Genomic DNA, 14,874 nt, shown 5'->3' with positions numbered 1-14,874 from the left:
TTATAGCCTCTGGCGGCCTTCGCCATCATATGGTGCAGTTAAGGGATGTTGAGGTTGACCGGCATTCAATTTGTCAATGTATTTTCTTTGTTTCAGGGCTGCGATGGTCTTGTCAAAAAGACACTGATCTTCGAAGAAAATCTGTTGGATGTCATGAATGCTCAAGCCGTTTTTGGCGGTAAGATACATGGTTATTGTTATCCTTTCTCAAAATCAATCAACAGTGGATTCTCTTGCGGCCCTTATCTGATGTATCGGTACAAGGTGTCGATTTCTTAAGGCCGTGTGAGTCCCGTTCATCCTCGTCCCCGGTGCCATGCGGTTTATGCGTCTCCTGATCTTTAGAATTATGCAATATCCATGCAAAAAAGCGTTTGGAAGACATCCATACGCTATTTTTGAGATCCGAGCCGTGCACATTGGGATTAACTGTCTGGAATTGCACGAAGAGATGGTTTTTACGGCTCCATAAAGAGGTGACGTCTGGACGATTCCGGTTGGGTTTCCGGCGCGAGAGGGGCATAGTATTGACGATCCGGACGTCCAACGTCCGACATTTGAATTCAGTGGGAAAATTTTGCAGTGCAACAGCGGTTATGATCAGCAGGGCTACCGGGAGAACTCCAAGAAGAGCTGTTCGGGGAAGGCTTCTTCAGGACAAAGAAATCCCTGCAGGTGCATGAGTTAGAGGATCAATTGGCCGGCCTTCACCCGCAGGGCATACGGTCATTGATGCGGATTCTAAAAAAGAGACTTTGCGCTGGTGTTAAAGCAGTTCGCTGAGGGGGACATACCCCGGCGGGGTCTTGTTTACCAACTCCCCCTCTTCATTATATTTCTCCACGACGACCATGTTATTTTCATCTATGACTGTTTTTGTCCGTGTCTCCCCCTCCCCCTTCATATCGGGCTCAGGGCTGTTTTCAGCAGCTTCAACCGGACGGTTTTCCTTAAGTTTATTATTTTCCTGAACAAAGTGGACCTGGGCCTTGACGACATTCTGATGATTCAGTTGCTGTTCATTCAGGCTCATTCCTGCGGCTGCAGAATCAATCATGGCAAACCTCCTCTTCCTATTCTGTTTTCGACTGAACCTTTTATCCCTCTTATCCTGTTATCGGGAGTCAGGGATTAAAACTTTAGTACTATTTAAAAAAAATAAAAAAAATATAATGTGTGCCATATATGAGGTGTTTGATCGGGCCGAGCGGCCGTTGACAGGTGAGGGACTATTGCGCCGGTGGTATGGCAATGAACAGGGATGGTCTTCGGGTTATCGATTGAATAGATGGAGGGGTTGCCCGAGGGTCACGCAACCTGCAGGATCTGCATTTCGCTTCGACCGCTATCCCGCAACAGGTCCCGAAACAAGATTACAGTTTCCCTGCAACGACGACCCAGGACCGGTTTCACCTGCAAAGCTCAATAGAGGGGTTCAGAATCCTGTTCTCTGTAATCTTCCTTGAACAGGGCGATCTCGACTCTTCGATTCGCCTCTTTGTTTTCAGGAGATGAATTTTCGTGGAGGGGACGAAACTCGCCGTATCCCTGGATGGTTATCCGGCGTGGATCAACCCCGCTTCGAATGATGGATTTGGCAACGGTGATTGCCCGGGCCGCGGACAGCTCCCAGTTTGAGGGAAACTGATCCGTTGCGATGGGGGTGTCATCGGTATGACCTGAGACCATGACTCTGTATTCTTTTTTGGCGGCGATAAGGCCGGCAATCTGGTTCAGCGTCGGCTCGAAGTCCGCCAATAAATGCGCTTCGCCAACAGGGAAGGTGAATCGCTCGCCTAAAACAAAGACAAGCCTATTCTGGTTCCATCTGATGGAGCAAGCCGATTCCTCGGTTTCATGTATGGCGCTTAGGGCCTCCTGGCGCAGGCCCTCCATGGAACCTTCGGACCATGATCCTCTGGAAATTTCCGTTTCCAGAGGTTTCTGCGGTGGTTCCGGAATTGCCGGCGAATTGGAAACAACCGGCGCTGTGTTCATGGGTTTGGAGGGATGTGTATCCCTCAGGGTGGGGACCTCGTTCGGTTTGTTGGAAATGGGTGTAAAGATGGGGGATTCCATCCGATGAAGGGGGATAGGCCCCGGATGAACCGCCGCTACAGATGCGGCGGCGGTTGAAGAAGGTGAAGTGGGGGCGCCGGAAAGTATCTGACCTGAAGATTGGACGTACAGGAATATAAAAAAGATCAGGAGAAGCATCAGAAGATCTGCCAGGCCCCATGAAAACGTGTCTTCCTCAACGGAACCCGCCCTAAGTATATCGCTTCTTGTGGTGTCTCTTTGCCTGGAAAAGAGGAATTGATTGTCCATCACTTCAAACCTCGGTTAACCGGTTTCCTTTTTCATGAGCAGTCTCTGGAAAAAAGATTTTTCAGGAAGGTTTCCTGAAGGGGACAATGTGTCAGGACTCCGTGCATCCTGAAGGGAATGAGTTGTCAGATAGGACTGCAGATGATGAGAAACGACTTTGGGATTCTTCTTATCGGAAATTGCCATCACCCCTTCCTTTATGATGCTGAGCTGAATGCACTCGGTTCTTGTGTATTCGGAAAGCTTCTTGGCCAGCGGGACAAATAGAAAGTGGGAGAGCAATGATCCATATAATGTGGTCAGCAACGCAAGAGACATCCCTTTACCGATTTCGTCTGGATTCTGCATGTTATTGAGCACGCTGATCAGACCGATGATCGTACCCACAAAACCGATAGCCGGCGCAAGCTTTGCGAGGGTGTTCAGGATATTGACCTGTGCCATTTTCCCTGATAAATAGATGTCAAAATCCCTATCCATGATCTCATCAATTTCCTCCCGGGGGTAATCATCTACTATAAATTCAATTCCTTTGCGAAGAAAATGGTTGCCGGCCCTTTTCCCTTCTTTTTCCAGCTCTCTGATCCCGTACAGCCATCTGACGTGGGCAAGTGTTTCTATTTCATACAGCAAGGTCTTATTGTCCCCTTCGTCATGCCGGAAAACCTGATGGAGGCTCTTCAAGAGTCCTCTGAATGTCTTGAGGGGAAATGCCATGAAGCCGCAAATCAGGGTCCCCCCGAAAACAAGGAGGTAGCTCTTCAGGTTGGTCATGTCGGATAGATCCCCCACCACATTTCCGATAAAGAGCGAAAAAATCGCCAGTCCGGCGATGAGAAGTAGCATTTGGGTCATGGGCTGTTCTCCTTCACTGAAGTTGTCTTTGGGTAGAGATCTGATGCACAGTTTATGCCACGCGGCGTCGTTTGATTTAAGTCGAATAATTCCATTTAGTTAGATAAATTGTGATATCCTTTGCATATGGGAAAAAGTTGCCCTTGGGGCAAGGAATGGCTTTACCCATCCAGAAGTTCGAAGGGGTTCACCTCGGGATGAACCTCACGGGCGAGATTTGGCCAGGCTTTACACGAAGCTTGGGACGCATCTGTCACGGAAAAGTATTAACGGCGAGAAGGTGATATCACCTGGAGATATCAAAAAATGGCAAACAGGTTGGGACCTCTTCAGGGGTGCAAAAAGACTCGGGGGCGAGGGCATGGGAGTTAATTACAGCAATCCGTCATACATCTTTCTGTACAAAAAGACATTTTTGATAAAATTCCGGGTTTCGGGGTAGGGAGGGACCTTTTTTAATTGACCGACCAGATGCGGTCCGGCATTGTATGCGGCCAGGGCCAATTCCATGTCCTGGAATGTGTCGATACATTGAGAAAGGTACTTAGCCCCGCCATGGATATTTTGTGTGGGATTAAAAGGATTTGTCACTCCGAGAAAGTCTGCGGTGGAAGGCACCAACTGCATTAAGCCGATGGCGCCTTTGGGGGAGACGGCCTCCGGATCAAAGTTGGATTCCACCTTGATCACCGCCATAATGAGGCTTTCGTCAAGACGGGCATTTTTTGCCGCGGTTCGGATGATGGGGAGATATTGTTTCTCCCTCTCTTGAAGGTTAGGTCGTTTTGTGGGCAACCCCTCAATGCCGGGCAAAGGTATTTGTTTTTCAAGATCCGGGGTAACGGCGCTCTCTTTGTAACCTTTTTCAAGCCCATAATTGACCGTATTCGCAGACAACGGGCGCGGGGGAACATTAAGACACAACATTTTCATCCGGATTTTCCTGTCGATGTCTGCCCGGCGTTCTTTTCCGGAAAGAATCGCCCGTATTTCATTTTCATTGTAACCCAGCATTTCCAACTTGAGTTTCAATGATATTGCAGCGGCATTTCCGGTAAAGACAAGAAGGATCAGACAGGCAAAGACAGGCATCCATAATCCTGGCCGGCCAAAGCGGCTGCAGGAGTGAGATGGGAAAACAGGGACGGTCGCTGTTTTGGTCTTTTTTCTATGGCCGCGGTTATCTTTCATTTCGAATTCACCAAAACCAGTTCTTACATTCGGGAGGAATATCCCTCATCCTGAGCGTCAGCAGATGAAGCTTAAGAGAGATATGCATGGGTGTCAAGAAAAATGCCTCCGAGAGATCTGAAGTTATGGGCGTTCTTCGCCTTTAGGTCGGCCGGATTTTGGATGGAAATCATATGGAACCGCCCACATATTCCTCTATCTAGCTGGAATGAACCCAACATCCGATGTCCTGTTTATCACAAAGTCAAGGTGATATAATGAAGCAATATTCGTGCCGCCTTATGCATCGCTATCGCATTTGCCGGAACAAAAAAAGGGTTAGGTAAATGGGCGATTGACATGGCAAAAAGGGGTCTATAAAATGTCGACACCTTTTTTTTCAGAAGATGTTGCGGTGACTCTTGTGTGTTCACAACAGGGATAAGGAAATTTCAATGCGAATAGTTTGCCCGGGCTGTAAGTCCACCTATCAAATCCCCGAGGAATTATTGCCTCAGAGCAAGACGGTTGCGTTTAAGTGCAAAAAATGTAATTGCCAGATCCGGTTCGCCCGGCCCCAGGAGAAGGAAAAGGGGACTTCCCCGATGGTTCCTGATGATAACGTCTCAGCGCCTCGAGATCCGAGCGTTCACGCGCCTGCAGAACACGATCCTGCAAAAGTACGGGCGCTCACCAGCAAAATCCGGATGTGCCTGATGGGTTTTATTCCGCCGGTGGCTCAAGTTATTGCCAAGGCGCAAATGGTGATGTCGAACCCTTTCTCCGGATTGAGAGAATTGGCGGAGGTGATCGAGACGGACCAGGGGATCACGACCAATGCACTGAGAGTCGCCAACTCCGCTTATTATGGCCTGTCCGGAAAGGTGACCTCCATAAACCATGCCTCTGTTCTCCTCGGGAATAAAATTCTGGGAGAAATTATTACGATGGCGGGCGCCAGAGGTTTTTTGGGAGAAAATCTGAGGGGCTATGGTCTCGATTCAGGGATCCTGTGGCGTCATTCATTGGCTGTTGCCGTGGGTTCAAAACTACTTGCCGCCAAGAAATGTCCGGAACTCGCCGAAGATGCATTTTCTGCCGGAATTCTTCATGACGCCGGTATGATTATGCTGGACCCGTATATTTTTGAAAGAAAAGCCGCATTTGACGAGATTATGGGCGATGGGTCTCATACACTCCTGCAAGCGGAAAAGATAATTTTGGGGATCAACCATGCCGAGGTGTGTGCTGAAATGTTCGGGGAATGGGGCCTTCCCCTGACTTTAATGAAATCTGTGGCAACTCACCATCGCCCCATCTCGTCAAGCGGCGCATTGGGGTATGTTGTTCACCTGGCCGATATTATGGCCAGAAGATGTGGATACGGTATTGGGGTTGATGATATGCTTTACGCGGCGGATAAAAAAGCTATCGAGTTCCTGGACATTGATGAGGAAGAAGTGACTCTGTTACAGAGGAAAATCGGGGAGTCCGTGGAAAATATTATGTCGGAGGTCCTGGAGGAACCTGCCTGATTTGGAATCATGGATGCGCAGATTCTAACGCGCAATAAGCCTTGCCGCAAGTTCCTGGAGGTTCTTGTCTGCCAACATTTTCAACTTCTTTTTTACTACCCGAGAGTAATATTCTCGTTCCGTCTTGGTCAAGGGGTCTCCTTTAAGTTTTTTCAGAATCAGCTCTTCTTGTTTTGCTGGGAAAAGAAGCCTCAATTGCCGATGAAACCGGGGGGGGGATGACGTAGAGTCTCCTTGCGCTTCTTTGCTCCGGATTGGTTGAACCGCATGCAGCTGACTGGTATATCGCCTGAAGACCTCTCTCAGACGGTTCATCTGCAGTGAAATCCCATCTCCCAACTCAAGTATATCGGTCGATGCCAGATCCCCCCACCTCTTTTTCAGCAAAGTTTCTTGTTTGCTGCAATCGGCTGGGAGCGGAAGATTTTCTTCCTTTAGCATAGAGAGGGTGATCAGAAGAAATTTCTGCAGTGTCTCCCCCTGTTGACTCCCTATCCCGTATTTATCAAAGAGAGGCGTCAGGTCCATGGAAAAACCGCTTTGTGCAAAGAGCGACAGCAATATGGGGATCAGCTCTGTGAGAGCCAGATCATCTGAGGCGAGCAGGGCATCCAGGACATCGATAATCTTAGCCTCTTCAATCTGCTCTTCGCCATTCTGAGTTGAAATTCGAGTAAGATTCAACAGGCCTTTAATGATATCTTCGGTCCGCATTTGATGTCGTTTCAAACTTTCTGCTGAAATATTGGCATTGAGTCGTTGTTTCAGCCAGGTCATTGTGAACGGCCGCAAGACTGGTTTACAGTTTAGTGCCTGTATTTCTGATTGTCGAGTGTTTTTGTGGAGAGTTATTCAAATGGTGCTCAGATGCTCCCAACTTGAATAACTCCCGGCTTTCCCAATGATACCGCCAAGAGGTGCCCAGCCTGTCAACCCAGCCCTTATGTCGTCGAAGTTTTGACGCGGAGCCCATTGAGGGTGGGAGGCTGCATTCTTGAAAATATGCTAAAGGGCCTCTATCGTCGGTTCAACACGCGCTGGGAAGTGACATCCATTCTTGTTTCCCTCTTTCTTTTCTCTCTAATATGTTCTGTACCTATCCATGGAACCAAAGGGCTTGATATACATGCTTGGGCATGATTCATGCAGAGATTTTTCAGCAATTAAAGGATTTACCCCGATGGGCTTGCTATAGTGGTGTGATATCCGATCAACGATAAGCCCATGGCTGCTTTAAATGGATGCCCGCATTCTCGGGCAGTTGATATTTAGTACCCGAACGGAAACCCGAAAAATCAAGAAACAGTGAACTATGAGAAGAGGTTCTGTTAATGTAAATTTTGTTCCATCAATTTTCAATTCTTGAATATTCAATAGTGCCTGAACAGGGTTTTCGTTCAGGCACTATTTAGTGGGTTGGATACCTTTTGATTATTGATCATCCGTTATTTCAGGGGCTTGAATATGAAGAAATTATACGTATTGGAAAGAGATCTGTCTGCGCTTGGGCTCCTTGAAAAGGCCAGGGAGATCTGTTCCGAACTTGGCGAGAGATCGGCGATATCCTATATAAAATCGAGCTATCGCCTGCTGAGCAAGGTATATCATCCGGATCTGAATCCTGGAAACGCTGACAAGGCAAGACAGCTCCAGCAGAAGCTCAATCGATTGAATGAAAGTCTAAAATCCGTGGATGACAGGTCCCTTGTAGAATTGGTTCGAAGCAAGGATAATCTAAAATCCAGCTCCGCAAAAAAGAAAATACTGGTTGTGGAAGATGAATTCGGTTTACAGGAGACGCTCAGGGATGTCTTTCAAATGGAAGGGTATGATGTGAGAGTCGCTGTGGATGGGGATAAAGGGTACAAGGCGTATCTGAAATTCAAACCGGACCTTGTTTTTACAGACATCGTCATGCCTAAGATGAATGGGTTGGAACTTATAAGCAAGATTCGGGAGAAAGATCCCACGATAAAAGTGATCTACATCAGCGGCTTTTTCGGAGTGAGACCGTTGAAAGATGCGCTGGATGACGAGGTCAGGAAATATGGATATCCTGTCCTGTCAAAGCCAACCAAAATAAGCATAATGCTGGGCCTGGTCAAAGAATATATCAAGGAGTAGATCGTCGGAGCGTTACGTCTGAGACTCTGAAAAAAGCCATCAATCGATAGTCTGGGTGAAGATCAGGGTTCATAGAATGCCTATCGGGGATTGAGGGAATCCAAAGTGAACAGATGGCAGGGTCGTGGGCAAGAAATTAAACCGTTGGATGGGTGAATCGGTCGCGAATTATGAAATACCCTTAAGCGGCCAAACTGTTTTGTCAGAAAAAGGAACCTATGCAAGAGATTACCACATTTGAGATAAAGGGGCCGGTGATCGCATCTGTCATGGATTTATTTGATACCATGCTCTCTATGGAGGTTGAACCGTGCGATCCTGAAAATCTCTCAGGATGGGACTCGCCCCGGATCGCAGGATCCGTGAGTGTTGCCGGAGAGATTATCGGCGCCATAAAAGTCGAAACAACAGATGCCTTCGCGCGCTTGATGACCTCGGAAATGCTTGGGATGGACTTAGAGGAGATCGAGGGAGAAAATGAGATAAAAGATGTCATCCTTGAAACGTGCAATATCGTGGGTGGAAACCTCAAGTCAGCCTTGAACGACAGCGGTCTTTCCTGCGTTATCTCTTCCCCCACGGTGACGTTGGGGAAGAACTTCGATATTGAGACCCTCAATATGGCAAGATATGAACGATTTGCTTTCCGCTACCAGGAGCACCACTTTCTGGTGGAAGTATGTTTGAAACTCGCTGAAGATGCACCCCCTGAGGCATTGAGAAAGTTAACAAGTATCGATATCAACAAGTTTGAAAGACTGGATATCATTTCATCTGCCGGAGATACGGTTATAGAGTTGTTTGATCTGATGCTGTCCATGAAGCTGGAGTTGTCAGATTCAAAAGACGGGCAGCACATTGAAGGGGTTCGAGCGGTAGGGGCCGTTAATTTCGCAGGGGAGGTCGCGGGTAGCGTCAATATACAGTTAGGCAAGACATTTTCGAGGATTGTGGCTTCCAAAATGATGGGCATCCCCCTGGAAGAGGTGGACGGCGATGAACAAACCAAGGATGTGATCGGGGAACTGTGTAATATCGTAGCAGGGAATCTCAAGTCCGGTTTCTGCGACTCGGGATTGAAATGTGAGATATCGCCGCCCTCCATTACCATCGGTGATGACTTCAGAATCGAAACCCTCAATATGGCCAGATATGAGCAGTTTGCGTTCAGATTCTACGAACATGATATCTTTGTACAGGTCTGTGTGAAAATTGATGAAAATGCAAAGGCTTCGATCAATGACGAACTAAATTCCGCAACAATCGATGAGATTGTGGCTCAGGCCAAGGCCCAGGCAGATGATGCCGGGGTCTCTGTTGATGAGACGTCCCTGCCCGGGCCATTAGCAGAGGCGGCTGCTGTTGGACAGGAAGCAGGCGTTTCAGGACGAATACCCGCCGAAGACTGTGCACACCCCCAGGTTGGGGCGCAGGAAATTGGTTTGCAGGAGGCTTCACCCAATCTCGAATTTGTTCTCAATATACCGGTTGAGATCAGTGTGGAATTGGGAAAGACCCGGATGACGATCGGCAGAGTCAGCGAACTTGCACCCGGCGCCCCGGTTATTCTGTCGAATGTTGAAAACGAGGACCTGAATATATATGCGAATAACAAACTGATCGCGAAGGGGTCGGTCATTGTGGACCACGAAAAATATGGGATCCGGATTACCGAGGTAGTCACCCGAATGGAGCGGATCAGGACACTGAGCGAATAACCTAGGATGGCTGCGATGACGATAGGCGGTTTGAGAAACGGGGCATGATGGCCGAAAGAGAGATGACGAAACAACAGTATGTGGAATCGAAAATCCTCTTTGTGGACGATGAGAAAGATATGCTTTCCATCGTAAAGACATATTTGTCTCGAAGGGGCTACGGCGTCGTCGTTACAGAAAACGGACGAAACGCACTTGAACTGGCGCAAAAGGACAATTTTGACGTGGTTATTACCGATCTCAACATGCCCCAACTGAGCGGTCTTGAACTACTCAAGGCCGTAAAAAAAATCCAGTCCGAAACCGAAGTCATCATCGTGACCGGATATGGATCCATTGAGAGTGCAATCAAGGCCCTGAAATTGGGCGGATACGACTATCTGCAGAAGCCGATCAACCTGGATCGCCTGAAACTGCTGATTGACAGGATTTTAGAGAAGAAGAGGCTGAAACAAGAAAACCTCCATTTGAAATATAAATTGAAAGAAAGGTACCGCTACGATGATATCATCGGGTTGAGTTCGGGGATGCAGGACATCTATGAGATCATCGACAGAATCAGTATGGATGACCCTACGGTTCTGATCCAGGGGGAAAGCGGGACAGGGAAGGAAGTCCTCGCCAAGGTGATCCATAATAACAGCAACCGGAAAAACGGCCCGTTTATTTCCATAAATTGTGGCGCCCTGGTTGAAGGTCTGCTGGAAACCGAACTCTTTGGCCATGTAAAAGGCGCCTTTACAGGGGCTATCCGCAACAAAGAGGGACTTATGAAGGCCGCTGAAGGAGGCGCTATTTTTCTGGATGAAATCGCTGAAATGCCCCCCCCTTTACAAGTTAAGCTCCTCCGGGCCCTACAGGAAAGGAAGATACGGCCTGTCGGGGATACCCGGGAAACATATGTGGATACCCGGGTCATTGCGGCCACCAACAAAGACATCAGTGAGGCACTGGAGACCGGAAAGCTAAGGCGCGACCTCTATTACCGCCTGAATGTGGTATCTATTCAGATCCCTCCACTGAGAGAGCGAAAAGAAGACATCCCCCCCCTGGTCAATCATTTTATCAACAGATTCGGAGAAACGAACAAGAGAAAGATCGTGAAAAAAATATCTCCTGAAGCCTTGAGTCTCTTTTTGGAGTACGACTGGCCGGGAAATGTAAGAGAACTCGAGAATGCCGTTGAGAGGGCATTCGCCCTTGGAGTAGCCGAGACCATCGGGATGGATGATCTACCCCCTGTTGTCAGAGGTTCAGGTAGAGATGTTAATGCCAGAGCAGGAAACTTTAATCTGGAAGAGAACGAGGTCGCCCTCATCAGAAGGGCATTGGCTGAAACAAAGGGAAGTAAACCCGATGCATCCCGGCTGCTCGGCATAAATCTGAGCACCTTATATCGAAAGATCGCCAAATATGGGATCCCTCAGAACGCCTTGCAAAATGCGAATGTATAATTGCAGATTGCAAATGCCCCCCCCCCCTGGGGTATCCCAATCTTTGTTTCTACCTTTTTTCATCCTCAGCCGGATAGGGCGAAAGCCGAAAATCCCTTGGTCTTCGTGCCTAACTCACCAAATTGAAAGGATTTTTATCGGATATTAATTTCTGTGTGTTGGCCTCAGGGTTTGCCACTGATGTGTAAGCAGGCTTGCTTTTGTGCAGAAAGGGCACCTGCATCGGTTTCTCGTTCTGCAAAAATCCGGCCTTAAAGCAGGCATTCTTTGAGTCTTCCTAATCTCTCCATATTATTCTAATCACTATCAAATTTATTTTTTTGAGGTCCTGGGTCGCATCTGGCACGGGGTTTGCTGAGATTAACACGGAAGCCCTCTGGGCAGGCATTTTTTCCATGGCCGGAAGACAGGGTATGCGCTTCCCCGGTCAATGCTTGAATCTGCAAAGGCATCGATAATCGGGATGATCGACTTAAGTGCGGCGGAGTGTTCCCCAAGGAACATAGCGGACGATAATGACGAAATAATTTAGACACCCAGCCAAACGGGAGGGACACAATTGCTGAACGCAGCATTGAAGGTGAAGGACTCAGGACATCCACCCCCGGCAACCGCTGCATGCCAAGCGGCGGATGATCCTGCGCGCTCTCATAAATATGGTGACATTATCGGCTGCAGCAAGGAGATGTGCACCATATACAGCCTTATCGAGAAGGTGGCTGACAGCGAAAGTACCGTGGTCATTACCGGAGAGAGCGGGACCGGCAAGGGGATGGTTGCGCGCGCGATTCATAGCAGGTCCAATCGACGGGAGAGGTCGCTGATTACCATAAATTGCGGCGCTATTCCGGAAAATCTCCTGGAGAGTGAGCTGTTCGGCCATGTTCGGGGTGCGTTTACAGGTGCGAGTTCAAACAAACCCGGAAAATTCGAGTTGGCGAAAGGTGGGACCGTCTTCTTAGATGAGATCGGGGATATGAGCACCAACCTGCAGGTAAAGATCCTGAGGGTGTTGGAAGAAAGAGAATTTGAACAGGTGGGAGGCTCAAAAACCCTGCACGCTGACGTAAGAATCATCGCTGCGACCCACGCGGACCTGGAATCACTGGTGGTGAAGAGGAAATTTCGAGAAGACCTGTTTTACCGGCTCTATGTTGTTCCAATAAAGGTCCCTGCGTTGCGTGAACGAAAGTCCGACATCCCGCTTCTGATCTCTCATTTTCTCCATGAGTTCAACAAAAAGAACGGCAGGAGGGTCGAAGGGGTTTCTGAGGATGCCCTGAAGGCGATGCAGAGTTATTCATGGCCCGGAAACGTGAGAGAGCTTAAAAACGCTGTGGAGCGGATGGTGGTACTGAAAGAGGGAGGATGGATTGAATCCCAGGATCTTTCTCAGAAGCTCATGAAAGAAACGCATTGCTCCGAACCGGCGAACATATCCATGTCAGAAGATGGGATTAACCTGAATTCCGCGGTGACGGAGTACGAAAGAGCCCTTATCCTAGAATCGTTGAAGCGCACGAATTGGGTAAAGAATCAGGCTGCAAAGCTGCTCCAGCTCAACAGGACAACGCTTGTGGAAAAAATAAAGAGACATAACCTCTTGGAACCACTCTCTCAATAGATTAATTTGATCAAAGGCCTGTCAAGGAAGTGACGCCCGACAGTCACAAATTGACATGGCGCCCGCCGAGCTTCACCGTATTTTTCCTGAAACCCACCCCTTCCAGTGGGACTCGAATAAGGTGAATCATTCCGGCAAGGACAACGGGCGGGAACAGCGGAGGGGGGAGCCGCGGAATACCTCCCCATTCTTCCGGTTTTCCAACCTTTCCAATCCAACCTGCCCTCTGAGTATGGTTGCTTTTCGCCCCCCAGGGGCTTCCTTGGGCCTCCGTCTATGCTGGGCTGGGGGTGCCTCACTCCTTGAAGAAGAGAATCCGCTGAAGTCAAATCAAACAGCCGTGAGCAGAAACATTGCCACTGTTCAAGCACCTATTCTTTCCAGCCTTGTCCGTACAAAATGACGGCATGGGTCTTGCAGATTTGATCTGCGTGCCTCTCCGGAATACCTCGGTATTGGACAATCTTAGACGTATTTTCGTGACGCCCATTGAGTATGACGAGATCGGCGATCATCTATCGTGTAGAAAGGAGTTGTCCGATGCAGGGCCTGGGTTCTCGACGGGGGCGGGCAGGACAAGGAGCAATTGAATGTCGCATCCCATACTGATTGTCGATAATGAAGCTGACATGCGGTCATCGCTGACCCGCGCACTGAGCAGTAATGGGTACTCGGTAGTGTCTGCAACAAACGGCCTGCAGGCCCTCGACGAATTCGGAAAGGGTAACTTCAGTCTGGTAATCGCCGACATGAAGTTGCCGAAAATGTCCGGGATAGAAGTCCTGATCGAGCTGAAAAGGGTGTCTCCCCATGTGCCCGTTATCATGACCACAGCCGATGGAACGATTGAAAATGCAGTGGAAGCGATGCAACGGGGGGCCTCAGATTATATATTGAAGCCGTTTTCCCCGGAAACATTAGAGATGGTGGTCAAGAATGCCTGCAAAAAATCAAATGGTCAGATGCGGGTCAGTCCCGACCGCCTGTACCAGAAGATGGATGCGCCATCCAAGACGATGGTGACCACGGATCCGAAGTTGTTAAAGATCTTGAAACTGGCAAAGGATATTGCGCCGAGTAAAGCCACTGTGCTTATCCAGGGAGAAAGTGGCACCGGGAAGGAGGTCTTGGCCTCATTTATTCACAGACACTGTGGGGGGGATGACAGACCTTATGTCGCCATAAACTGCGCTTCGCTCCCCGAAGGTCTGGCCGAAAGCGAGTTGTTCGGTCATGAAAAGGGGTCGTTTACCGGGGCCATCAATAAAAAAAGAGGTAAATTTGAGCTTGCCAACCAGGGGACGATCGTTCTGGATGAAATCAGTGAAATGCCCATGCCGATTCAGGCCAAATTGCTACGGGTGCTCCAGGAAAGGGCGGTGGACCGGGTCGGCGGGAACAGGGCCATTCCCATAGATGTGAGAGTTATTGCCATTAGCAACAGGGACCTCAAAAGTGCGGTGAAAGAGGGGAAATTCAGGGAAGATTTGTTTTATCGCGTCAATGTTATCCCCGTCACCATCCCCCCGTTGCGGGAGCGAAAGGGGGATATCCCCCTTCTGACCCGACACTTCATGGAAAAATACGGATCACTCTACGCAAGGCCGGTAAAAGGGATATCCGATTCGGCACTTTCATTGCTGATGGGCCTTGCATGGAAAGGAAACGTCAGGGAACTGGAGAATACGATCGAGCGGGCCGTTCTTTTAACGGAAGAGGATACGATCCTACCTGAACATCTGTTTCCGGAAGGTGCGGCAGATATAGGACCTCGGTCAAATCAGATAAGGCCTGGCCAGACAGTGAGGGAGATGGAAAGGGAATTGATATTCCGGACATTAAGGGAAGTGGATGATAACCGGACCCATGCGGCAGAGATGCTGGGTATCAGCATCAGGACATTGCGCAATAAATTGCGAGAGTACAAGGAGGAAGGCCTGCCTGGGTCCATGGATTAATAAGAGGACGGAGAAATTAAAGAGTCCGGTGTTCGGTATATCCATCAGTGCTGCCGGAATGCGGCAGGTTGCCTGCGGACACAATTTATGGATTCGTGAGAACAGGAG

The 14,874-nt window shown here is 48.8% G+C and carries 12 protein-coding genes and 1 pseudogene; 7 read left to right on the top strand and 6 right to left on the bottom strand.

Annotation, left to right across the window (positions count from 1 at the left end):
• From K9N21_05060 to K9N21_05040, 5 genes are all read right to left on the bottom strand, one after another.
• On the bottom strand, positions 1–189 hold the full coding sequence (locus tag K9N21_05060) for a hypothetical protein (GenBank protein ID MCF8143272.1): 189 nt from the start codon (positions 187–189) through the stop codon (positions 1–3).
• A 577-nt stretch (positions 190–766) separates the two neighbouring features.
• Complete coding sequence (locus tag K9N21_05055; GenBank protein MCF8143271.1) at positions 767–1,057, bottom strand: hypothetical protein; 291 nt, start codon at positions 1,055–1,057, stop codon at positions 767–769.
• A gap of 365 nt (positions 1,058–1,422) precedes the next feature.
• Complete coding sequence (locus K9N21_05050; GenBank protein MCF8143270.1) at positions 1,423–2,328, bottom strand: flagellar motor protein MotB; 906 nt, start codon at positions 2,326–2,328, stop codon at positions 1,423–1,425.
• 15 nt (positions 2,329–2,343) lie between these two features.
• Positions 2,344–3,183, bottom strand: a complete 840-nt coding sequence (locus K9N21_05045; GenBank protein ID MCF8143269.1) for a MotA/TolQ/ExbB proton channel family protein — start codon at positions 3,181–3,183, stop codon at positions 2,344–2,346.
• 372 nt (positions 3,184–3,555) lie between these two features.
• Positions 3,556–4,275: a lytic transglycosylase domain-containing protein gene (locus K9N21_05040; protein ID MCF8143268.1), complete on the bottom strand. Its 720-nt coding sequence runs from the start codon at positions 4,273–4,275 to the stop codon at positions 3,556–3,558.
• A gap of 533 nt (positions 4,276–4,808) precedes the next feature.
• On the opposite strand from K9N21_05040, the pseudogene K9N21_05035 reads away from it, so the two are divergent.
• Together K9N21_05035 and K9N21_05030 are read left to right on the top strand one after the other, a co-directional pair.
• Positions 4,809–4,907: pseudogene (locus K9N21_05035) on the top strand (zinc-ribbon domain-containing protein).
• Between the two features lie 51 nt (positions 4,908–4,958).
• Entirely contained in the window at positions 4,959–5,888 is a 930-nt protein-coding gene (locus tag K9N21_05030) for an HDOD domain-containing protein (protein ID MCF8143267.1), read from the top strand.
• A 24-nt stretch (positions 5,889–5,912) separates the two neighbouring features.
• Here K9N21_05030 and K9N21_05025 read toward each other — a convergent pair whose 3' ends face one another.
• Positions 5,913–6,617 carry a hypothetical protein gene (locus K9N21_05025; protein MCF8143266.1) on the bottom strand — a complete coding sequence of 235 codons (705 nt, stop codon included), beginning with the start codon at positions 6,615–6,617 and terminating at the stop codon, positions 5,913–5,915.
• Positions 6,618–7,352: 735 nt separating this feature from the next.
• Here K9N21_05025 and K9N21_05020 point away from each other — a divergent pair.
• From K9N21_05020 to K9N21_05000, 5 genes are all read left to right on the top strand, one after another.
• On the top strand, positions 7,353–8,012 hold the full coding sequence (locus K9N21_05020; protein ID MCF8143265.1) for a response regulator: 660 nt from the start codon (positions 7,353–7,355) through the stop codon (positions 8,010–8,012).
• Between the two features lie 218 nt (positions 8,013–8,230).
• The gene (locus K9N21_05015; protein ID MCF8143264.1) at positions 8,231–9,730 is read left to right on the top strand and encodes a chemotaxis protein CheX; all 1,500 of its coding nucleotides are present in this window, start codon (positions 8,231–8,233) and stop codon (positions 9,728–9,730) included.
• A 44-nt stretch (positions 9,731–9,774) separates the two neighbouring features.
• Positions 9,775–11,184, top strand: a complete 1,410-nt coding sequence (locus K9N21_05010; GenBank protein MCF8143263.1) for a sigma-54 dependent transcriptional regulator — start codon at positions 9,775–9,777, stop codon at positions 11,182–11,184.
• 559 nt (positions 11,185–11,743) lie between these two features.
• Positions 11,744–12,808 (top strand): sigma-54 dependent transcriptional regulator, encoded by a 1,065-nt coding sequence (locus K9N21_05005; GenBank protein MCF8143262.1) that lies wholly within the window; start codon positions 11,744–11,746, stop codon positions 12,806–12,808.
• A 590-nt stretch (positions 12,809–13,398) separates the two neighbouring features.
• Entirely contained in the window at positions 13,399–14,766 is a 1,368-nt protein-coding gene (locus tag K9N21_05000; GenBank protein MCF8143261.1) for a sigma-54 dependent transcriptional regulator, read from the top strand.
• Positions 14,767–14,874: the final 108 nt, after the last annotated feature.

This window comes from Deltaproteobacteria bacterium, assembly GCA_021737785.1.
GTDB lineage: Bacteria > Desulfobacterota > DSM-4660 > Desulfatiglandales > Desulfatiglandaceae > AUK324.
The sequence above is the reverse complement of the archived record's forward strand: the minus strand, read 5'-3'. Positions and strand labels throughout refer to the sequence as shown.

Excerpts from the sequence above, each read along its gene's own strand:
- K9N21_05010 (MCF8143263.1), top strand. The coding sequence starts at position 9,775 with ATGATGGCCGAAAGAGAGATGACGAAACAACAGTATGTGGAATCGAAA.
- K9N21_05000 (MCF8143261.1), top strand. The coding sequence starts at position 13,399 with ATGTCGCATCCCATACTGATTGTCGATAATGAAGCTGACATGCGGTCA.
- K9N21_05055 (MCF8143271.1), bottom strand. The coding sequence starts at position 1,057 with ATGATTGATTCTGCAGCCGCAGGAATGAGCCTGAATGAACAGCAACTG.
- K9N21_05045 (MCF8143269.1), bottom strand. The coding sequence starts at position 3,183 with ATGACCCAAATGCTACTTCTCATCGCCGGACTGGCGATTTTTTCGCTC.
- K9N21_05030 (MCF8143267.1), top strand. The coding sequence starts at position 4,959 with ATGGTTCCTGATGATAACGTCTCAGCGCCTCGAGATCCGAGCGTTCAC.
- K9N21_05015 (MCF8143264.1), top strand. The coding sequence starts at position 8,231 with ATGCAAGAGATTACCACATTTGAGATAAAGGGGCCGGTGATCGCATCT.
- K9N21_05060 (MCF8143272.1), bottom strand. The coding sequence starts at position 189 with ATGTATCTTACCGCCAAAAACGGCTTGAGCATTCATGACATCCAACAG.
- K9N21_05050 (MCF8143270.1), bottom strand. The coding sequence starts at position 2,328 with ATGGACAATCAATTCCTCTTTTCCAGGCAAAGAGACACCACAAGAAGC.
- K9N21_05020 (MCF8143265.1), top strand. The coding sequence starts at position 7,353 with ATGAAGAAATTATACGTATTGGAAAGAGATCTGTCTGCGCTTGGGCTC.
- K9N21_05040 (MCF8143268.1), bottom strand. The coding sequence starts at position 4,275 with ATGCCTGTCTTTGCCTGTCTGATCCTTCTTGTCTTTACCGGAAATGCC.